Genomic DNA, 19,895 nt, shown 5'->3' with positions numbered 1-19,895 from the left:
ATGCAGCTTTTTAGGCGGATTTGCTCAGCGGTCATTACTTTAGGTGCTTTAGTTAGTCCGAGTTATGCCGACCCAGTGTTTACAGATAACCAGCCGGTGATGGCAATTGTTATTGATGATATTGGTGATAACCGTAAAAAAGGTTTGGCTGCGATCAACCTACCTGGTGCGATTACCTATGCATTTCTGCCCCATACCCCACACTCCTATGATTTAGCAGAAATAGCATACAAGCAGGGAAAAGAGGTTATATTGCATGCGCCAATGCAAAATAAAGCGGGACTTCGTCTAGGGCCTGGCGCGTTAACTGAGCAGTTGTCTAGGCAAGAGATTCAGCAGGTACTGCATAATAGTTTGGATTCGATTCCCCATGTAGTTGGAATGAACAATCATATGGGGAGCCTTCTGACTGAAAACCGTCAAAAGATGAAAGAGATTATGGCTGTGGCAAAGCAGCGTAATATCTTCTTTATCGATAGTGTGACAACAGGCCGAAGTGTGGCTTGGAAGGTAGCCCATGAGTACCAGATACCCTACCTAGTAAGGGATGTTTTTTTAGATAATAAGCAGAATTGGAATTATATCCACAACCAGTTCAAACAAGCTTTAAGTTTAGCTGTGACTCAGGGGCATGCTGTCGTAATAGGACACCCTTATCCAGCAACTGTTGAGTATTTATCTGAAGCACTGCCTATTCTCGAGCAATTAGGTATCCGCTTAGTGTCGGCCTCTGAGTTGCTTAATATTCGATCTCGTACTCAGTTGCTAATGGCTCAACCGAAAGTGGAGCCTTGCGATCGTAGCGAAGGACACTGCCAAGCTTTACCTGTAGCGATTAAACATTAAGGCTTTAGATAGCCATTAATATTCCGATCCCATCACCCGTCAGTTTTATCCCTACCAAAACTGTGAGCGTTTCGAATGCTCTTTTTATCAGCTGATTACCTTGAGTAATGGCTAAGTGTGCACCTGTGTACGAGCCGATCGTGGCGCCGATCAGCAGTGCAGGTAACCATTCCCAGCGAGGGTCGACTTGCAGTGCTACGGTAATAGCGCCGGTGGAGTTCCAGAACAATCCTACCAGAATCAAGACATAGGTGACGGCCGTTTTGTAGTCTAGACCGAACCAGCGAACGAGCCAGAGTGTTACAAATAAGCCAGTGCCTGAAGTCAAAGAGCCGTTTAAGGCACCAATAACGAACAGTACACCGCCCCCAATGATAAGCCCTAACCGATCTCTGTTACGTGGGTCCGCGGTAAGTCCAAGCGCCTTCTTGCGGAAGGAATAGATGCCTAATCCAGTCGTTAACAGGCCTAAACTGAGTATTGTCCAACCTTCGGGGATATCGATGATGATATCAGCCCCGATAACCACACCGGGCAGGCCGCATAGCAATATAAATCCACAGAATTTATAGTCCAGTTTGCCTTCACGCAGATGTCTAATGGTTGCACCAATACCTAGTGCTACGCTGGCGATTTTATGGGTGGCTAGTGCTGTATTGAAACTTAAGCCAAGGAATAGCAGTACTGGGAGTTGCAGTAAGCCTGCTCCGCCTCCGGCCATTGCTGATAAGGCATTGGCGAAAAATGAGAGAACAAACAATCCGCCGTGTTCAATAAGTTGATCCATAGTTGTGCTGGTGGCTCCGTAGGAATAAAAAAGGGGAAGCTAGCTTCCCCTTAAAGAATCATTGTGCCAAACGTCAATTAGGCTGGACGGAAAGCGCCGGCAGCAATGCGCGGCCATTGCTCGCTCCACTGCTCGGTCGGCGTTCTTCGGAACTCTGTTCTTACGAATTGACGGATACGACCTTCGCAACACGCAAGCATCAAGTTGGCAGTTGCTCCAGCAGTTGTTTCAGTACGTAAGCCTTCTTTAACTTCTGCTTCGCGCAAGATCTGTTTGATCTGTGTTTCTAAGCGTTCGAAGAATTGATTGATACGCTGTCTTAGGCGATCTGTTTCACCGGTTAAAGCATCGCCTGTAAGCAGTCGTGCCATGCCTGGATTACGTTCAACAAATGCTAATACCAAAGTAAGTACTTGCTCGCATTGTTTGATTGCGCTCGGTTCAACTTGTGTGATCGCAGTAACACGACTAAACACTGTATCTTCGATAAAGCCGATTAGGCCTTCAAACATGCGTGCTTTACTTGGGAAGTGGCGATAAAGTGCTGCTTCGGATACACCTACTTCTTTAGCGAGGGCAGCAGTCGTAATTTTTTGCCCTGGGTTTTCCAGCATGCGAGCAAGGCTTTGTAAGATTTGCTCGCGGCGGGATACTTTGACTGTTTCGCTCATGGTTCGTCCTTATCCGCGGTTGGTGATCAGAGTACCAACACCTTCATCGGTAAAGATTTCCAGCATGCAGGAGTGCTCTACACGGCCATCAATAATATGAGCGCTGTTTACGCCGCTTTTAACTGCACTTAATGCACAACCGATTTTAGGTAACATCCCGCCGTAGATAGTGCCATCTTCGATTAGATCATCTACTTGTTTGGTTGTTAGGCCAGTTAGGATATTACCGTCTTTATCCATTAGACCTTCAATGTTGGTCAATAGAATCAGCTTTTCAGCTTGCAGTACTTCAGCAACTTTACCGGCAACTAGGTCTGCATTGATGTTGTAAGACGCGCCGTCTTCACCCACGCCAATCGGTGCAATCACTGGAATGATGTCGGAGTTAACCAGCATATCTAAGACTTTAACGTTAACGCTTTCTACTTCGCCTACATGACCAATATCTACGATTTCCGGTGCTTCCATTTCAGGAGTCTTGTGCTCAACACGTAGTTTTTTAGCACGTAGAAGCTGACCATCTTTACCTGTTAAGCCGATAGCTTGGCCGCCATTATTATTGATCAGACCTACGATCTGCTTGTTAACCGTGCCGCCCAATACCATTTCGGCAACATCCATGGTTTTGGAATCGGTTACGCGCATACCGTTGATAAAGTGTGATTCGATTTTCAGATCTTCTAACAGTTGCCCGATCTGCGGGCCGCCTCCGTGAACAACAATTGGGTTAATACCAATCAGCTTCATCATCACAATGTCACGGGCAAAGCTGTTTTGCAGCTTTTCATCAATCATGGCGTTACCGCCATATTTGATGACAATGGTTTTGCCGACAAAGCGCTGAATATATGGCATAGCCTCGCTCAATACATGAGCGGTAGTCATGGCATCTTTACGTGTTAGAGGCATAGTCTTTCCTTAAAATTATTATATGAGTGCACCGATTTAATCGGTGCACTCCTGCCGTTTGGGCTTTATTCGTGTGGGATAACGAGGCTGCTATCCACTTCATGTAGTTTTTGCTCGAAATCGTTTCGGATGCGCATTAACGCATCGTTTGTTTCTGCTTCAAAACGAAGAACAAGCACAGGTGTTGTATTGGATGCGCGAACTAAGCCCCAGCCATCAGGGTAGTCGACGCGTACACCATCAATATGGTTGGCAGTACCGCCTTCAAAGTGTTTTTCCTGAAGGGCTGCGACGATATCGAATTTATTTTCGTCGGTAACCGTGATGTTTAGCTCTGGTGTGCTTACATCTTCAGGGTATTGAGCGAATAGCTCTTCAACGGTTTGATCTGTATTTGCTAAAATTTCAAGCAGACGTGCTGCACTGTATAGCGCATCGTCAAAACCGTACCAACGCTCTTTAAAGAAGATATGACCACTCATTTCGCCGCCAAGCAGTGCGCCGGTTTCTTTGATTTTTTGTTTGATCAAAGAGTGGCCTGTACGCCACATAGTCGCTTTACCGCCAGCTTCAGTAATTACTTTGGCGAGTAGGCGTGAGCATTTTACGTCGAAGATGATTTCTGCGCCTGGGTTGTGCTTAAGGATCTCTTCAGAGAACAGCATCATGATGCGATCTGGATATACGATATTACCTTCGTTAGTGATTACGCCTACGCGATCGCCATCACCGTCAAATGCTAGGCCTAAATCCGCACCCGTTTCTTTTACCTTTGCGATAGCATCGATCAGGTTTTTAGGTTTGCCCGGGTCAGGGTGGTGGTTAGGGAAAGTGCCATCGACTTCACAGTAAAGCGGGATAATCTCACAGCCTAGTTGTTCAATTAACTTAGGCGCTAGCTCAGCTGGAATGCCGTTACCGCAATCGACAACAACTTTTAGCTTTTTATCTAGTTTGATATCCGAAAGGATGCGCTCAAGGTAGCTTTCACGGATATCTAAATCGCGTTTAGAGCCTTCACCTTCTGAGTAGTTTTGCTCAATAATACGTGTTTTAAGAGCTTGGATCTCATCGCCAGACAATGTGTGGCCGTCGATCATCATCTTAAAGCCGTTGTAATCAGCAGGGTTGTGACTACCAGTGATCATTACGCCGGTGCATTGACTATCCTGATGTGCTGCGTAATAAAGGGTAGGGGTTGGTACATAGCCTGTATCTATAACTTTGCAGCCACCATCCATTAAACCTTCACTAAATAGTTGTTTAAGGTGCGGGCTGGATAAGCGGCCATCGGCAGCAACATTAACGTTTTCAACACCTTGTGATTTTGCTTCGGCAGCAAAAGCTCTGCCTAGGTGGTAGACCGTATCATCTGTTAAAGCGGAACCGACAATGCCTCGGACATCGTAAGCACGGAAAATTGCGTGGTCTAGAGAGTTTAGAGGGTAACGCATGTTAATCCTTTAATGTTCACAAAGTTTGAAATCCAAAATAAGTTATGCAGTTTCGATCTCTTTTTCCGTTACTGCACTTCCATGATACTGAGCTGCAATCTTTTCGATCAGCTTGCTGGCTAACTGGCGCTTAGAGGCTTGGGGTAAGGTTTCAGTTGTTGTCGCTGAAATAACCGTAACCGCATTTTCGTCGCTGTTAAAACCAATATCTGAGCGAGAAACATCATTTGCGATGATGAGATCGAGGTTTTTACGCTCAAGTTTGCTTTTGGCGTAGCTGATAACATCACGTGTCTCTGCAGCAAAACCCACCGTAAATGGTTTTGGTGAACTATTCGCTACAGTGGCAACAATATCTGGGTTTTTAACCAGATGAAGTTCCATGATCTCTTCTGAGCCTTTCTTTATTTTTTGTTCAGCTATAGCCGTAGGGCGGTAGTCTGCTACTGCCGCCGCTGCGATGAAGATGTCGCATAAAGAGAGATCTTCCAGAGAGGCGTTAAGCATCTCTTCGGCGCTTTCCACTGACGTTCTGCCAATGCGAGCCGGTGCAGGAAGATTTACAGGGCCACTAATTAATTTAACTTTAGCACCCGCTTCCATTGCAGCTTCTGCAAGAGCGTAGCCCATTTTTCCTGAGCTATGGTTGGATATATATCGCACAGGGTCTAATGGTTCACGTGTAGGACCTGCGGTAATAAAGACGGTTTTACCTGTCAGGCTACCCCGGTCAAATTGGGCTGCTGTTAGTTCTGCTATTTCTGTCGGTTCTAGCATACGGCCTGGGCCAGTATCGCCACAGGCTTGCTCACCTATACCAGGTCCAAACAGCTTAAAGCCTCGAGATTTTAGTGTTGCTGCATTCTTTTGTGTGCCCTCGTCACGCCACATCGCTTGATTCATTGCAGGGGCTAAACAGATAGGTGCATCTGTCGCTAGGCAGATCGTTGTAAGTAGATCATCGCCTTGGCCTGAGGCTAAGCGAGCCATAAAGTTAGCGCTTGCTGGTGCAATTAGGATCAAATCAGCCCATTTGGCCAATTCAATATGCCCCATGCCTGCTTCTGCTTCAGCATCCAGAAGATGCTGGTGGACGGGATTGCCTGAGAGTGCTTGTAAAGTCAGGGGGGTAATAAACTCGGTTGCAGAGGCTGTCATTACAACGCGAACTTCAGCACCGGCTCCTTTGAGGATTCGAGTTAACTCTGCGCTTTTATAAGCTGCAATACCGCCGGTGATTCCAAGAATAATTTGTTTGTTAGTAAGTCTCTGCATACTGGCTAACTACTGTAATCTTTGCGTTTGTAGCGTCTTGAATATAAATGACGCGGAAATAAAAAGGATCGATACCATACCATTTTCGAGTAAAGTTTCGTAGATTGTATGGCGTTAAATTAATGCAATTCATCAAGGATGATGACTCTTCTCAATGTTTGAATGCCTGTGCTCCGTATGAGGTAAATAGAGAAGAGATAAAATGGAGACTTCTTATGTCTATTTCGCATTGGCCAGAAGCCGAACGGCCTCGGGAAAAACTTTTACTTCAAGGCGCGGCTGCGCTGTCAGATGCCGAACTCTTAGCTATCTTTTTGCGTACAGGGGTAAAAGGGAAAAGTGCAGTTGATCTGGCTCGTGATCTATTAACTACATTTGGTTCTTTGCGCGCACTTCTTGAAAGTGATCAAAAAGCATTTTGTGCTGCGCATGGTTTAGGTTCCGCAAAATTTGTTCAATTGCAGGCCGTATTGGAAATGAGTCGCAGGCATCTTCAAGCCTCTATTGAAAAAGGCGATGCGATGGAGAGACCGGAGCAGGTTAAAAACTATCTGGCTTCTCAACTGCGTCATCATCAAAGAGAGGTGTTTGCTTGTCTCTTTTTGGATAATAAGCACCGCGTACTCAAATATGAACCCTTATTCTTCGGCACGATTAACGCAGCAGCAGTGTATCCTAGAGAGGTTGTCGCAAAAGCATTGGAACATAATGCTGCCGCGGTCATTCTTGCTCATAATCACCCATCGGGTGTTGCTGAGCCCAGTATGGCTGATCAGCATATAACCGAACGACTTAAAAACGCATTGGAGGTGATCGAAGTTAGGGTTTTAGACCATATGATAGTTGGGGATCTTGAGATCGTTTCGTTTGCTGAGCGAGGATTATTATAAAAGTTATTAAGTGCTGGTGAATGTGTATGCTCTTGTGTATAATTCGCGGCCTTCTATCCATACTCCGGTACGGTATCTTGTCTAGTTACGGGACGCTCCGCCTGAGAAACGGTTTGGACTCTGGAGAGTACAGAGGCTTTTCCTTACGCCGTTTCAATAAAAAAAGAGAATAAAGGATAGATTCGTAACCCTTAATTTTAAAGGCTTTATAATATGTCTAAAGTTTGCATGGTAACTGGTAAGCGTCCAGTTACAGGAAACAATGTTTCCCACTCACAGCGTAAAACACGCCGTCGTTTTCTTCCAAACCTGCACTGGCACCGTTTCTGGGTAGAAAGCGAAAACAAATTCGTACGTCTACGTGTTTCCTCTAAAGGTATGCGTATCATCGACAAAAAAGGCATCGACGCAGTTCTAGCTGAAGTTCGTGCTAACGGCATCAAAGTTTAAGGAGCTGAATCATGGCTAAAGGCGCACGCGAAAAGATCAAGCTAGTTTCTTCTGCTGGCACAGGTCACTTCTACACTACTGACAAGAACAAGCGTAACACTCCTGAAAAGATGGTGTTCAAAAAGTACGATCCAGTAGTACGTAAGCACGTTGAGTACAAAGAAGCTAAAATCAAGTAATTGATTTTCTTTTCATAAAAAACCCAGCCTAGGCTGGGTTTTTTATTGTCCGCTGTGTAGCAGCCGCAGATTAATCTGCGGCTGCCTTAGGGTGGTTGATTAACTGTAAACTCTCTTCAGCGAAACCGAAGCCCGCTTCTGTGTAGAAGTTAAATACCGTATGAATGCCACCGTCTACCAGCTGTTTATGTTCATCTGGGAAACGAGCAATCGCTGCTATTTCTCCTGGATAGTTGGCGCTATGTAGCTGTTCTGCAATGTTCAGACTGTCTTCAATTGATGGTAATGCTAATAAGACTAGCTTGATGTTTTTGACGTCCATATTGCACCAAAGGTCTGCATCCTCACCATCGCCATAGAAGACGTGAAGCCCTTTCTGTTGAAATTTCTGAATACGGCTGCGGTCTGCATCCATCCCCCATACTTTGTCTCCAACAATACTATGTAGGGCGTTGAACGCGCCTTTGCCGACACGGCCAAGTCCAATCACCAATATTTCAGAGTCTTTCGGCTGAACAAAAATATCGCTTGGAAGTGGTGTGTCTGATTCGTAACTTTTAATCTTCTCTTTATGACGTAAATAGAAAGAGTGAGCAGATCGATAGACTACACTGGTCAGGATAAATGACAGTGAAACAGCAAGCGCTAGAATAACGAGCCACTCTTTACTTAGCCAGCCGCTATCTACACAAAGATAAGCAACAATTAATCCGAATTCACTGAAGTTACTCAGTGCTAAGGCACATAGATAAGAGGTTCGTCCGCGCAGATTTAAACGGGTGAAAATCCCAAAGAACATGATGTATTTCAATGGAATTAGAACCGCAAGGATAGCTGCCATGCCCAGCATCGACCAATCAGGTAAAGCTGTGAATCCGATGGATAGGAAGAAGCCAATCAGGAAAAGGTCTTTGAAGCTTAAGAGTGACTTTGTTAGCTCGCTGGCTTTAGGGTGAGTGCTGAGTAGCATGCCGAAGACTAGTGCACCTAAATCACCTTTCACGCCTACTAGGCTGAAGAGTTCATAACCACCTAGTGCTAGGAAGAAGCCGGCCAAAGGCAACAATTCACCATGACCAGCACGCATGAGTAAATGATTAAGTAGAGGGCGAATGAAGACTAAGCCGAACAGGCCTAGGGCCCATATCGATGGAATCTTCCCCGTGGCTGCCACAAGGAACAGAACGGCAACAATATCTTGCATAACCAAAACGCCAATAGCGAGTTGACCATGTCGGGTTTTCATTTCTCCGCTTTCTTCTAAGAGCTTCACGATACATACGGTACTGCTGAAGCTAAGGGCGAAACCGATCAATGCGGCAGATTTAAGATCTAGATCTGAAAAGTACGGAATTGAAAGGGTTGCGAGCAGTAAAAAAGCGGAGCCGGCTAAAAGAGTCCATAGGGTCATATGAGACAGGGTGCTGGCCCATACTTCGGTTTTTAATAGATCTTTTACATTTAATTTAAGGCCGATGGTGAAAAGCATCAAGGTGATACCCAGGTCAGCCAAAGTTTGTAAACTATCTACAGGTTCAACACCAATAAAATGCAGGAAGAAACCTGCAAATAGGTACCCTATAAGAGGGGGCATCTCAATCAATCGCAGTGTATAACCGCAGACGAATGCAAATAAGATCCAGATAAAATCCATTGAGTACAAATCACCTTACTAAATTAGACCTAGAATGTAGCATAGCTTGACTAACGTCGGCATTGAGATAGACCCTTAATTCATTGATTTTATGTTAGTCTAAGCTTTCAATGTTGTATTACAGTTGAAATTCATGCCTGAATTGCCAGAAGTAGAAACGACCTGTCGAGGTATCAGCCCTCATATTGATAAGCAAAAAGTAACCCGTTTGCTGATTCGAAATCCGAACCTCCGTTGGCCGATTCCTGATTTTTTAGCGGATGAGATAGAAGGGCAGGTGATCGAGTCTGTTGGTCGCCGCGGAAAATACATTCTTCTCAAAATATCTACTGGCGAAGTGATGGTGCATCTGGGGATGTCAGGCAGCTTAAGAATTGTTGAGCAAGATGAGCCCGTGCTTAAACATGACCATGTTGATTTCTGTTTTGGGAATGGCAAGGCTTTACGGTTAACGGATCCGCGTCGCTTTGGGTCGGTATTATGGCAACCGCTTAATGAACATCATGAACTGCTATATAAGTTAGGCCCAGAGCCTCTTAGTGAGCAATTTGATGCTAAGCATCTTCATGCAATCTGTGCTGGACGTAAAGCGGCTATCAAACAAGTGATTATGGATAGTAAAGTTGTGGTTGGGGTTGGAAATATCTATGCCACCGAAGCGCTCTTTCTATCAGGTATCGATCCGAGGCGAGCAGCAGGTAATATTTCTTATGAACTCTTAGCGTGTTTAGTTGAGAATATTAAAAAAGTGTTGGCTGCTGCAATTGAGCAAGGTGGTACTACGCTGAAAGATTTTGTTGGCGGTGATGGTAAGCCGGGATACTTTAAGCAAAAGCTCAATGTTTACGGTCGAAAAGGGGAGCCTTGTGTACAGTGTATGGCTCCATTAACAGAAGTACGCTTGGGGCAGCGCTCCACAGTGTTTTGTAAACACTGCCAGCGATAAGTTGAGTTGATTATGAGTGTTCAAATCAGACCGCCTATTTTGTCCCAAGAAGGTTGTAGTTTACGTGTTGATCTGCGTGACAAGCTGAATTTAGAGCAGTTTTTAAAACACCGTACAGCCTTTTGTGTTGGTGCAAATGCTGTTCATTGTGAGTTGTACGAGTACGCTCCCGATGCGCCAACGATTATTTTTCTACCGGGAATTGGTACCTACTGTGAACTCTATGCAGAGTTACTGTGTAAGTTATCTCTGCAAGGCTTTAATGTTATTGGTGTTGATCCTCTAGGGCATGGTTATTCAGGCGGGTCTAGGGGGCATTACACTGTAGATCAGATGTGTGATGCTGTATCGGACGTTTTAGATGTATTGCAGCAGCGCTTTAAAGGCCCATTTGGTGTTTACGGTTATTCAATAGGTGCATTGCTTGCTGTTGCTGCAGCTGAAAAGGATGAGCGCCTATCTACAGTCCTTTGCGGGACGTTATTGGTACCTGATTTAGCTCCCGATGTTACTTATCGAATGGGTTGGAACTGGACATGGGCATCGTCCTTAATGCTGCCAGGGTATAAAGTGCCATTAAAATCTTTCGTTGATTTTGAGCAGTTGTTAAAGGGGCATCCTGCAGGTGCCGCAATTAATAATGATCCATTAATTGTTTTTGATTACCCACTCAAAACGTTGTCTAGTCTGTTTAACCATCGCTGCAACATTGTGAATAGAGTACACCGTTTCTCTGCTGCTATTTTGCATGGAGATAAAGATGAAGTTTTACCCGTGAGCTATTCTCAGCGCTTGATGAATTATTGTGAGCAACCTATGGAGTTGTTGGTAATGAAACGCCAAGGTCATATGGTGCCTTTATTGCAACCTGATCTAGTTGTGACTATGGCCGCGCAATGGTTCGAGCAGGAGTTTTCTAAAGAGATGGCTGCTGCAGTTTTGTAATTGAACTGTCAAAAAGTGTTCATTTCGCTGTCACCTAGTACTTCCATCATCTGAAAGCATGATGAAAGTATTGGGAGATACTGACAATGAGTGCTATTCGACTAGTAACAGCGTTTGATTTACTCACCTTTAATTGGTGTTTGGGCCTTCCTAAAGCAGCTCAAATTGCTTCGGTAAGTCGGCAAGTTTCTCGATTAGGTGATGGTGTTTTATACCTATTCATTGGCTTTGCCCTTGCTCTTTTTGAGCAGCAGTTTGGTCTTTTGTTTTTGTTGGTGGGGCTATTTGCTTATGCCATTGAACTGCCGCTCTACCTTATTCTTAAAAATACTATAAAGCGTGATCGGCCTTGTGATTCGTTGCCGTTTGAAGCTTATATAGTTCCGTCTGATAAATTTAGCTTCCCATCTGGTCATTCTGCTGCTGCGTTTGTATTTGCTGCGCTTGTCGCACATTTTTATCCTGAATTTGCGGTTGTATCCTATGTTTTAGCTGTCGCTATAGGTATGTCTCGGGTTCTTCTTGGTGTGCACTATCCAACAGATATTCTAGCTGGTGCAGTACTGGGCTTAAGCTCTGCAGCTGCTGCGATTTCGCTAATTCCTTTCTTGTCCTTGATGGTCTGAGCTGATGCGTATTCTTTATGGTGTACAAGCTACAGGGAATGGTCATATCACTCGTGCACGGGTGATGGCTCCGGCATTAGAGAAGGAAGGCATCAAAGTTGATTATCTGTTTAGTGGCCGAGAACCTGAGAAGCTTTTCAATATGGAACCCTTTGGTGATTACCAATGCCGAAGGGGCTTAACCTTTTATATGCAGGGTAGTAAGGTCGATCATTGGAAAACATTTACGAAAAACAATGTTTTTCAACTGCTAAGAGATATTAAGGCGCTCGACCTTACGGGATATGACCTTGTGATTACTGATTTCGAACCGGTAACTGCGTGGGCGGCGAAATTGAAAGGCGTTAAGAGTGTTGGTATTGCTCATCAATATGCTTTTCTGCATGATTTGCCCGATAAAAAATCAGGGCCTTTACTCAAGGCTCAGGTAAAGTCATTTGCGCCAGCTAATATTCCTATTGGTTTGCATTGGGATCGTTTCGATCAAGATATCTGCCCACCATTAATTCAAAAGCCTTTGTTTAGTCCAATCCTTACCGAGAAGAAAGTGGTGGTCTACCTGCCTCATGATGATCTTGAGTCTATGATGCCTGCCTTTAAACAATACAGTCATGCCCACTTCTTTATCTATTCTTCAGTTGATCAGCCCTTGGATCAAGGAAACTGCCATGTCAGGCCTTTTTCGCGAATGGGGTTTCAGCAAGACCTATCTGATTGTGAAGGGGTGATTTGTAATTCCGGTTTTGGCTTGTTAAGTGAAGCTTTGCAATATGGAAAAAAGATAATGACCTTGCCGCAAAAAGGTCAGGCTGAGCAAGAATCCAATGCTGAGATATTGGAAATCCTTGGTTTAGGTAGAGTCGTAGACGCTTTAGACTGTCAAAAGATAGGAGCTTGGCTTGAATCGCCACAACCAGAACCTTTCTACATTCCTGATGTTGCGACTCCATTAGCTAAATGGATTAAAGCAGGTTGTAATGTATCTATTGAGAATCTTATTGAAGAAACGTGGTTGGCGCAGCCTACTTACGTAACGGCATAAGGTTTTTAGTAAAGAGAGCGGGAATATTTGTAGGGAAAAAGTAAGGGGTTGCTCCTTCCGTGAAGCAACCCCCTTGCTGGCTTCCATAATCCTTGCGGTCTTTGTCCTAGGGCATCAATGCCATCCTTTCCGCTTATCGAGGCCGTCCTTTGTATTCGTTCCATGAACAGGAGATCCACGTTTCTAATTATGCCTTCTGCCACTGGAAAGGAAATAAGAAAAATTCTTAATTTCATTTGTAAGGTCTAACTCGGGCAATATGCCCGCAGGAATGATCACAATATAAACAAAAAGGGCGCCTCATCCATGAGGCGCCCTTTTCTTTGGCTCCATAATCCTTGCGGTCTTTGTCCTAGGGCGTCATGCCATCCTTTCCGCTTATCGAGGCCGTCCTTTATATTCAGTCCGTGAACAGGAGATCCATGAAGCTAATTATGGCTGGAAATACGTAAAAAAAAATAAGAATTATTCTTAATTTCTGTCATCCCGAAAATTCAGGGAATAATTCCCGAATAGTGGGAATTGTAGGGGAAGTGGAGAAGTGTATATAAACAAAAAGGGCGCCTCATCCATTGAGGCGCCCTTTTCTATGGCTTCCATAATCCTTGCGGTCTTTGTCCTAGGGCTTCAATGCCATCCGTTCCGCTTATCGAGGCCTTCCTTGTATTCTTTCCGTGAACAGGAGATCCATGTCATCAAGTATGGCTGGAAATACGGGAAAAGAAATAAGAAAAATTCTTAATTTAAAGAATTCTGTATTTGATGGGTAAGATGCTTGTTTTGTGTAGGGTAGATACGAAAAGGGCGCCTCTTCCAATGAGGCGCCCTTTTCTATGGCTTCCATAATCCTTGCGGTCTTTGTCCTAGGGCATCAATGCCATCCGTTCCGCTTATCGAGGCCTTCCTTGTATTCTTTCCATGAACAGGAGATCCATGTAACTCATTATGAACGTATATACGCTAAAAAAAATAAGAAAAATTCCTAATTTTTCTTATTTGTATATTTTTTTATCTGATTTTTGTCTAGATGAAGGAGTTTCAGGTGCTTTTCTGGACAGAATACAGGTGAGTCTTTAAACTTGGATTTTGTCTTGGTCGGGGTGCCCTTTGGGGCTGAGAGTAAACCCGTTGAACCTGATCCGGTTTGTTCCGGCGTAGGAAATCGAGATTTCATTTCTATGTATTTATGTATTTTAAATTTGGTTCATGTAGCTCCTGCTATAAGGGGTTATGATGGCTAATATTTCTTCCGCAATCCCTAATGTGCTTACTATTGCTGGGTCTGATTCCGGTGGTGGTGCAGGTATTCAAGCAGATTTAAAAACCTTCTCAGCAATAGGGGCTTACGGCACATCCGCTATTACCGTTTTAACTGCACAAAATACTCAGTCAGTTAAAAGTGTCTACCCTGTTTCGGCTGATTTTTTATTACAGCAGTTAGATGCTGTATTTGATGATATTGAAATCAATGCGGTTAAAACGGGGATGTTGGGTAATTCCGATATGGTTTTGACTGTTGCGTCGTTCTTGAAAAGTAAAAATGTTCCGCTGGTTATTGATCCCGTTATGGTATCGACTAGTGGCAGCAAACTTCTGAGCGATGATGGTATTGATAGCTTAGTAAAACATTTGATTCCGATAGCGGACATTATCACGCCTAATTTGCCTGAAGCAGCTGCAATGCTTGGCCAATCCGAACCTAAAGATCGCACGGGTATGGCTGACATGGCTGCTGAATTGCTGGGATTAGGCGCTAAGCAGGTGCTGTTGAAAGGCGGACATTTGCAGGGTAAAGAGTGCCCGGACATTTACTATGATGGGCAGGAGTTCATCGAGTTCCTTAGTCCTAGGGTAAATACGAACAACACCCATGGTACAGGGTGCACATTGGCAGCGGCTATTACCGCTTACCTAGCCAAAGGGGAGTCGCCTGCAACGGCGGTAAAACTGGCTAAAGACTATATTACATCTGCTTTGCGAGGGGCGGACAAACTGAACGTGGGTGCAGGTCATGGCCCAGTTAATCATTTTCATGCGTATTGGTCGTAGTTGTATCGACGCTGATGAAAGCAATATAAGAACAGGTTGAACGATGGTAGATAATAATTCAGAGCAAAATCAGGCATTGAGCCAGACGGCTAAGGTGGATACAGATTCTGTACAGCCGTTTCCTAAATCGCGCAAAGTTTATGTTGAAGGTTCTAGACCTGATATTCGTGTTCCAATGCGCGAAATTAGTTTAGATGACACGCCAACAGGTTTTGGTGGTGAGAAGAATGATCCACTTTATGTTTACGACACATCAGGTCCATACACTGATCCAGAAGTAGCTATCGATGTACGTAAAGGTTTACAGCCTGTTCGTGAGGCTTGGATTCTAGAGCGTGAAGATACTGAGCAGTTGGACAAGCTGACTTCTGAATATGGTCGTGTTCGTGAAGCTGACCTGCGCCTTGATGAGTTGCGTTTTGAGCTAACGCGTAAGCCGCGCCGCGCTCAAGCGGGTAAAAATGTGACGCAGTTGCATTATGCTCGTAAAGGTATTATTACTCCTGAAATGGAATATATTGCTATTCGCGAAAACATGAAGCTAGCGAAAGCAAAAGCGGAAGGTAATGTGGTTGCAGAACAGCATCCAGGTTTTAATTTTGGTGCAAACCTTCCAGAAGAGATTACGCCTGAATTCGTACGTCAGGAAGTTGCTGAAGGCCGTGCGATTATCCCTGCCAATATTAACCACCCTGAAGTTGAGCCGATGATTATCGGTCGTAACTTCTTGGTTAAAATCAACGGTAACATTGGTAACTCTGCTGTAACTTCTTCTATCGAAGAAGAGGTAGAGAAAATGACCTGGGGCACACGTTGGGGTGCAGATACCATCATGGATCTGTCCACAGGTAAGAATATTCATGAAACACGTGAGTGGATCATGCGTAACTCGCCAGTCCCAATTGGTACGGTACCAATCTATCAGGCTCTTGAAAAAGTTAATGGCGTAGCTGAAGACCTAAATTGGGAAGTTTTTAAAGATACGCTTATTGAGCAAGCTGAGCAGGGTGTGGATTACTTCACGATCCATGCGGGTGTACTACTACGCTATGTACCTATGACTGCTAAGCGTATGACTGGTATCGTATCTCGCGGTGGCTCTATCATGGCGAAGTGGTGCTTGGCGCATCACGAAGAAAACTTCCTGTACACGCACTTCCGTGAGATCTGTGAAATCTGTCAGGCATACGATGTATCTTTCTCTTTGGGAGATGGCCTGCGTCCAGGTTCTGTTTATGATGCGAACGATGAAGCGCAATTTGCAGAGCTAGAAACCTTAGGCGAACTTACTAAGATCGCTTGGGAGTATGATGTTCAGGTAATGATCGAAGGCCCAGGTCACGTACCTATGCATATGATCAAAGAGAACATGGATAAGCAGTTGAAAGAATGTCACGAAGCGCCTTTCTACACGCTGGGTCCATTGACGACCGATATTGCACCGGGTTACGACCACATTACATCAGGTATTGGTGCTGCGATGATCGGTTGGTACGGCTGTGCCATGCTATGTTATGTGACGCCTAAAGAGCATCTGGGTCTACCTAACAAGGCTGATGTAAAAGAAGGAATCATCACATATAAGATTGCTGCTCATGCTGCCGATTTAGCGAAAGGTCATCCAGGTGCTCAGATTCGTGATAATGCGATGTCTAAAGCTCGCTTCGAATTCCGTTGGGAAGACCAGTTCAACATTGGCTTGGACCCAGATACGGCGCGTGCTTACCATGATGAAACTCTGCCTAAAGAGTCTGCGAAAGTAGCGCATTTCTGTTCTATGTGCGGACCTAAATTCTGTTCTATGAAAATCTCGCAAGAGGTTCGTGAGCTGGATGATGAGGAAGTAGCAGCAATTAATGCGAAAGCTGATCAAGGGATGCAGGAGAAATCAGCTGAATTTAAAGAAACAGGCGCTGAGATCTATCATAAGGTCTAGCCACTGAGTTTATAAAAAAGCCGCTCGTGCGGCTTTTTTTGTATATTAGAGGAATCACTGATGAGTGATGAACTACTTAAATATCTGCTGGTGGGATTATTAGTACTGTTTGCTTTTATTCCTGTTACCTTGAATGCGATTCGCCGATCCCGCGAAAACCCACCGCCCATGGCAGCGAATGATCGTAAACTTTACCGATTATGGCGTTCGGACCCAGAAGCATATCAGCGCCAATATGGTAAGTTAGACGAAGAGTATGCAAAGGCGCAGGAAGAGAAAAAATCTAAAAAATAGAATTGATGTCAATTCTTATCAAGTTAGGTGAAAAGCAGGTTTGTAATGCCTAATTTGACCTATATCGCACGGCCTAAAATTTTGATGCTGATTTTCTTGATGTATATCAACAATTGCAGGCCGTTCTCCCTAAATATCCTATAGCGTATACGTTTTCTAGTGGTTAGCATTTATCCCGTTTACCATTAATAATGTGATTTCGCTCTATGTTTAATCGTTTTACGCATTTTGGGGTAAAGAATGCAAACTGTCTGGTCGGTTCTTTTGACTGATGAATGACGGTATTTTTATTCCACTGATCAATAACGTTGCTCTGTTGCTAGCGATGGGTGCGTTGTATGATATTTTTTCTTTTGAACACAAGCGGTTATCTGTTCTTAAGAAAGTTATCAGTGGAATTCTAATAGGTGTAATCGGGATCGCAATTATGTCGATGCCGCTATCCATTGTTAGTGGTGTGTTGATTGATGCGCGTTCCATTCTCCTCTCTGTAACCGGCTTATTTTTCGGTTTTATCCCCACAGTTATCGCTGTAGCGATTACGGTTGCTTTTCGATTGTTCGAAGGTGGACAAGGCATCTTTGCAGGATTTCTCATTATTGTCAGTTCTTCAGGCCTAGGGTTGTTGTGCCACTATTGGCGGGTGAACCTAAATGAGAGTAGGGCGGTCGCTTGGTGGCAGTTGTATTTATTGGGTGTAGTTGTCCACATCGTGATGTTGTTTTCTCTGCTGGTTCTTCCGTTTTCGACGGTGGATCTGTTACTGAGTGAGTTAGCATTACCTATTATGCTGATGTTCCCTATAGTGACGGTGTTGCTCGGGATTTTATTAACGCATCAGATAGAACGCCGTAAAGCTGAGTTAGCGCTGAAACAGAGTGAATATGAAAGTGATCTTTCCCGGCAAAAATTAGAAGCAATTTTTGCGGCGATTCCTGACCTGTTATTTGAAATGGATAGTCAGGGGCGTTATTACGCCTGCCATAGTGCCCAGAAAGATGAGCTAATCGCGTCAGAGTCAGAGCTTATTGGTAAGACTGTGTTTGATGTCATGCCTTTTGCTGCTGCTACAACAGTGGTGCAAGCTTTGAATGATGCAGAAAAAAATGGTCTATCCAGAGGTCACCAAATACGCTTACCTTTAGCAAAAGGGGAAAGGGAGTTTGAGTTATCAGTGTCGTTAAAGGTAGGTGCTGGTCATGAACTACCGCATTTTATTGTGCTCTCTAGAGATGTTACTGAGCGTAAACGTGCTGAAAAAGAGCTGCATATAGCGGCAACGGCTTTTGATTCGCAAGAGGGAATGTTAATTACAGATTCCGAGTATTCCATTCTTAGGGTTAATAGCGCCTTTACACGTGTTACTGGCTACGAACCTGATGAGGTGATAGGCAAAAAACCTTCGATATTACAGTCAGGGCAGCATTCGGCTTCATTTTACAAAGATATGATGGGGCAGTTACACGAAGAAAAGTACTGGCAGGGCGAAATTTGGAATAAGCGTAAATCAGGGGAAATTTATCCACAGTATCTGACGATAACCGCTGTACAAGGGGATGCAGGAGAAATTACCAACTACGTTGGAGCGTTTACGGATATCACTCAGAGAAAAAGAGATGAAGCAAACATCCATAAATTGGCTTTTTATGATGTGCTTACGGGGCTGCCTAATCGGCGTTCATTGCAAGAGCGTTTAAGTAGTGCCATTCATTCTTGCCGGATAACAGATCAATTGGGGGCTGTTCTCTTTATTGATCTAGATAATTTTAAAAATTTGAATGACACTCAAGGCCATGATCAAGGCGATCTGCTGTTGATCGAAGTAGCAAACAGGCTGAATAACTGTGTTCGTAATGCCGATATGGTCGCTCGTTTGGGCGGTGATGAATTTATTATCGTATTGGAAAACTTGGGTATAGAAGAAAGCATCGCTTTAGCTCAAGTTGGTGGGATTGTGGATAAGTTAATTGTAGCGATACAGCAACAAGTCTCTCTCGATAGTATTCAATACCACACTGCATGTAGTGTTGGTATAACACTGTTTGATAGCGACGATGTGGTAGACAGTGTGATGAAACGTTCTGATATGGCGATGTATCAGGCGAAAGAGTCAGGTAAAAATACCTATAGATTTTATGATCCAGAAGCTGAAAAGGCGCTCTGTAGTATGGCGGCGTTGGAGTCAGATCTTCGTAAAGCTTTATCTGAACAGCAGTTAGAGCTGCATTATCAGGCTCAGTACCATAAAGACGAATTGATTGGTGCTGAAGCATTGGTGCGTTGGCACCACCCAGAGCGAGGTTTAGTTTCACCTGCTGAGTTCATTCCTCTTGCGGAAGATACAGGCCTTATTGTACCTATCGGGGATTGGATTCTATCCCAAGCTTGTCAGCAGCTTAAGAAATGGCAAACTGATCCCAATCTGCCCACTTTGAGTCTTGCTGTGAATGTCAGTGCGCGCCAGTTTATGCAGGAGCACTTTGTTGCTGAAGTTGCTGATTGTATCCACCGCTATGGTATTCAACCTGATCTTTTGAAGTTGGAGTTAACAGAAAGCCTTGTATTACAAGACATCGAAGACACGGTTGATAAAATGCATCAGCTGCGTAAGTTGGGTATCCGTTTCTCTTTAGATGATTTTGGTACAGGGTATTCTTCACTGTTACATTTGAAACGTTTACCGCTGGATCAAATTAAAATTGATCGCTCCTTCATTCGTGATGTAATTCAAGACAAAGATGATGCAGAGATTGTCCAAGCAATAATCGCCATGGGTCATAATCTTGGATTAAATGTTATAGCGGAAGGTGTTGAAACTGAGGCGCAGTGTATGTTCCTAGCGGAACATAATTGTACAGATTACCAGGGTTACTTCTTTGGTAAACCGTTGCCTGTGGATGAATTTGAAACTGCCAGCTCTAAAAAGCCCTTAGCAAGTTAAA

At 44.2% G+C, this 19,895-nt stretch carries 18 protein-coding genes and 1 riboswitch; of the genes, 12 read left to right on the top strand and 6 right to left on the bottom strand.

The window, feature by feature from the left end; translation table 11 throughout:
• Entirely contained in the window at positions 1-846 is an 846-nt protein-coding gene (locus tag ACMXYT_RS13050) for a divergent polysaccharide deacetylase family protein (protein ID WP_415911533.1), read from the top strand.
• Positions 847-850: 4 nt separating this feature from the next.
• Here ACMXYT_RS13050 and ACMXYT_RS13045 read toward each other — a convergent pair whose 3' ends face one another.
• The 5 genes from ACMXYT_RS13045 to coaBC all read right to left on the bottom strand — a co-directional run bounded on the left by ACMXYT_RS13045 (position 851) and on the right by coaBC (position 5,942).
• Positions 851-1,633 (bottom strand): sulfite exporter TauE/SafE family protein, encoded by a 783-nt coding sequence (locus ACMXYT_RS13045; RefSeq protein ID WP_415911532.1) that lies wholly within the window; start codon positions 1,631-1,633, stop codon positions 851-853.
• A 77-nt stretch (positions 1,634-1,710) separates the two neighbouring features.
• Complete coding sequence (gene slmA / locus ACMXYT_RS13040) at positions 1,711-2,304, bottom strand: nucleoid occlusion factor SlmA (protein WP_415911531.1); 594 nt, start codon at positions 2,302-2,304, stop codon at positions 1,711-1,713.
• 9 nt (positions 2,305-2,313) lie between these two features.
• Complete coding sequence (gene argB, locus ACMXYT_RS13035) at positions 2,314-3,213, bottom strand: acetylglutamate kinase (RefSeq protein WP_415885571.1); 900 nt, start codon at positions 3,211-3,213, stop codon at positions 2,314-2,316.
• 65 nt (positions 3,214-3,278) lie between these two features.
• Entirely contained in the window at positions 3,279-4,667 is a 1,389-nt protein-coding gene (locus tag ACMXYT_RS13030) for a phosphomannomutase/phosphoglucomutase (RefSeq protein ID WP_415911530.1), read from the bottom strand.
• 42 nt (positions 4,668-4,709) lie between these two features.
• Complete coding sequence (gene coaBC / locus ACMXYT_RS13025) at positions 4,710-5,942, bottom strand: bifunctional phosphopantothenoylcysteine decarboxylase/phosphopantothenate--cysteine ligase CoaBC (RefSeq protein ID WP_415911529.1); 1,233 nt, start codon at positions 5,940-5,942, stop codon at positions 4,710-4,712.
• A gap of 215 nt (positions 5,943-6,157) precedes the next feature.
• Between coaBC and radC the strand changes: the two genes are divergently transcribed.
• The 3 genes from radC (at position 6,158) to rpmG (ending at position 7,461) form a co-directional block, all read left to right on the top strand.
• Positions 6,158-6,832 carry a RadC family protein gene (gene radC, locus ACMXYT_RS13020; RefSeq protein ID WP_415911528.1) on the top strand — a complete coding sequence of 225 codons (675 nt, stop codon included), beginning with the start codon at positions 6,158-6,160 and terminating at the stop codon, positions 6,830-6,832.
• A 213-nt stretch (positions 6,833-7,045) separates the two neighbouring features.
• Positions 7,046-7,282, top strand: coding sequence for a 50S ribosomal protein L28 (rpmB, locus tag ACMXYT_RS13015; protein ID WP_415885566.1), 237 nt, complete (start codon positions 7,046-7,048; stop codon positions 7,280-7,282).
• A gap of 11 nt (positions 7,283-7,293) precedes the next feature.
• Positions 7,294-7,461 (top strand): 50S ribosomal protein L33, encoded by a 168-nt coding sequence (gene rpmG, locus ACMXYT_RS13010; protein ID WP_415885565.1) that lies wholly within the window; start codon positions 7,294-7,296, stop codon positions 7,459-7,461.
• 70 nt (positions 7,462-7,531) lie between these two features.
• On the opposite strand, the gene ACMXYT_RS13005 is transcribed toward rpmG, so the two are convergent.
• Complete coding sequence (locus tag ACMXYT_RS13005; RefSeq protein ID WP_415911527.1) at positions 7,532-9,115, bottom strand: cation:proton antiporter; 1,584 nt, start codon at positions 9,113-9,115, stop codon at positions 7,532-7,534.
• A gap of 133 nt (positions 9,116-9,248) precedes the next feature.
• Between ACMXYT_RS13005 and mutM the strand changes: the two genes are divergently transcribed.
• From mutM to ACMXYT_RS12965, 8 genes are all read left to right on the top strand, one after another.
• Positions 9,249-10,061, top strand: coding sequence for a bifunctional DNA-formamidopyrimidine glycosylase/DNA-(apurinic or apyrimidinic site) lyase (gene mutM, locus ACMXYT_RS13000; RefSeq protein ID WP_415911526.1), 813 nt, complete (start codon positions 9,249-9,251; stop codon positions 10,059-10,061).
• Between the two features lie 12 nt (positions 10,062-10,073).
• Positions 10,074-11,006, top strand: a complete 933-nt coding sequence (locus tag ACMXYT_RS12995) for an alpha/beta fold hydrolase (RefSeq protein ID WP_415899024.1) — start codon at positions 10,074-10,076, stop codon at positions 11,004-11,006.
• A gap of 86 nt (positions 11,007-11,092) precedes the next feature.
• The gene (locus ACMXYT_RS12990; RefSeq protein ID WP_415882179.1) at positions 11,093-11,632 is read left to right on the top strand and encodes a phosphatase PAP2 family protein; all 540 of its coding nucleotides are present in this window, start codon (positions 11,093-11,095) and stop codon (positions 11,630-11,632) included.
• Between the two features lie 4 nt (positions 11,633-11,636).
• Positions 11,637-12,674 (top strand): MJ1255/VC2487 family glycosyltransferase, encoded by a 1,038-nt coding sequence (locus ACMXYT_RS12985; protein WP_415911525.1) that lies wholly within the window; start codon positions 11,637-11,639, stop codon positions 12,672-12,674.
• Positions 12,675-13,760: 1,086 nt separating this feature from the next.
• Positions 13,761-13,852, top strand: a riboswitch (TPP riboswitch).
• Between the two features lie 55 nt (positions 13,853-13,907).
• Positions 13,908-14,723, top strand: a complete 816-nt coding sequence (gene thiD, locus ACMXYT_RS12980) for a bifunctional hydroxymethylpyrimidine kinase/phosphomethylpyrimidine kinase (protein WP_415899022.1) — start codon at positions 13,908-13,910, stop codon at positions 14,721-14,723.
• Between the two features lie 43 nt (positions 14,724-14,766).
• Complete coding sequence (gene thiC / locus ACMXYT_RS12975) at positions 14,767-16,659, top strand: phosphomethylpyrimidine synthase ThiC (protein ID WP_415885555.1); 1,893 nt, start codon at positions 14,767-14,769, stop codon at positions 16,657-16,659.
• A gap of 60 nt (positions 16,660-16,719) precedes the next feature.
• Positions 16,720-16,953, top strand: a complete 234-nt coding sequence (locus tag ACMXYT_RS12970) for a hypothetical protein (protein ID WP_415896839.1) — start codon at positions 16,720-16,722, stop codon at positions 16,951-16,953.
• A 271-nt stretch (positions 16,954-17,224) separates the two neighbouring features.
• Positions 17,225-19,894, top strand: coding sequence for an EAL domain-containing protein (locus tag ACMXYT_RS12965; RefSeq protein WP_415899021.1), 2,670 nt, complete (start codon positions 17,225-17,227; stop codon positions 19,892-19,894).
• The last annotated feature ends 1 nt before the right edge of the window (position 19,895 follow it).

This window comes from Neptuniibacter sp. QD37_11, from assembly GCF_047778105.1.
In the GTDB taxonomy this organism is placed as follows: Bacteria; Pseudomonadota; Gammaproteobacteria; order Pseudomonadales; family Balneatricaceae; genus Neptuniibacter.
This window is presented reverse-complemented; position numbering and strand designations above follow the sequence as displayed.

Bases quoted from the DNA above. Each gene is read 5' to 3' on its own strand.
- thiD (WP_415899022.1), top strand. From the start codon at position 13,908: ATGGCTAATATTTCTTCCGCAATCCCTAATGTGCTTACTATTGCTGGG.
- ACMXYT_RS12965 (WP_415899021.1), top strand. From the start codon at position 17,225: ATGAATGACGGTATTTTTATTCCACTGATCAATAACGTTGCTCTGTTG.
- radC (WP_415911528.1), top strand. From the start codon at position 6,158: ATGTCTATTTCGCATTGGCCAGAAGCCGAACGGCCTCGGGAAAAACTT.
- ACMXYT_RS12970 (WP_415896839.1), top strand. From the start codon at position 16,720: ATGAGTGATGAACTACTTAAATATCTGCTGGTGGGATTATTAGTACTG.
- ACMXYT_RS13030 (WP_415911530.1), bottom strand. From the start codon at position 4,667: ATGCGTTACCCTCTAAACTCTCTAGACCACGCAATTTTCCGTGCTTAC.
- rpmB (WP_415885566.1), top strand. From the start codon at position 7,046: ATGTCTAAAGTTTGCATGGTAACTGGTAAGCGTCCAGTTACAGGAAAC.
- slmA (WP_415911531.1), bottom strand. From the start codon at position 2,304: ATGAGCGAAACAGTCAAAGTATCCCGCCGCGAGCAAATCTTACAAAGC.
- mutM (WP_415911526.1), top strand. From the start codon at position 9,249: ATGCCTGAATTGCCAGAAGTAGAAACGACCTGTCGAGGTATCAGCCCT.
- thiC (WP_415885555.1), top strand. From the start codon at position 14,767: ATGGTAGATAATAATTCAGAGCAAAATCAGGCATTGAGCCAGACGGCT.
- ACMXYT_RS13050 (WP_415911533.1), top strand. From the start codon at position 1: ATGCAGCTTTTTAGGCGGATTTGCTCAGCGGTCATTACTTTAGGTGCT.
- ACMXYT_RS13005 (WP_415911527.1), bottom strand. From the start codon at position 9,115: ATGGATTTTATCTGGATCTTATTTGCATTCGTCTGCGGTTATACACTG.
- ACMXYT_RS12990 (WP_415882179.1), top strand. From the start codon at position 11,093: ATGAGTGCTATTCGACTAGTAACAGCGTTTGATTTACTCACCTTTAAT.
- argB (WP_415885571.1), bottom strand. From the start codon at position 3,213: ATGCCTCTAACACGTAAAGATGCCATGACTACCGCTCATGTATTGAGC.
- ACMXYT_RS12995 (WP_415899024.1), top strand. From the start codon at position 10,074: ATGAGTGTTCAAATCAGACCGCCTATTTTGTCCCAAGAAGGTTGTAGT.
- ACMXYT_RS13045 (WP_415911532.1), bottom strand. From the start codon at position 1,633: ATGGATCAACTTATTGAACACGGCGGATTGTTTGTTCTCTCATTTTTC.
- ACMXYT_RS12985 (WP_415911525.1), top strand. From the start codon at position 11,637: ATGCGTATTCTTTATGGTGTACAAGCTACAGGGAATGGTCATATCACT.
- coaBC (WP_415911529.1), bottom strand. From the start codon at position 5,942: ATGCAGAGACTTACTAACAAACAAATTATTCTTGGAATCACCGGCGGT.
- rpmG (WP_415885565.1), top strand. From the start codon at position 7,294: ATGGCTAAAGGCGCACGCGAAAAGATCAAGCTAGTTTCTTCTGCTGGC.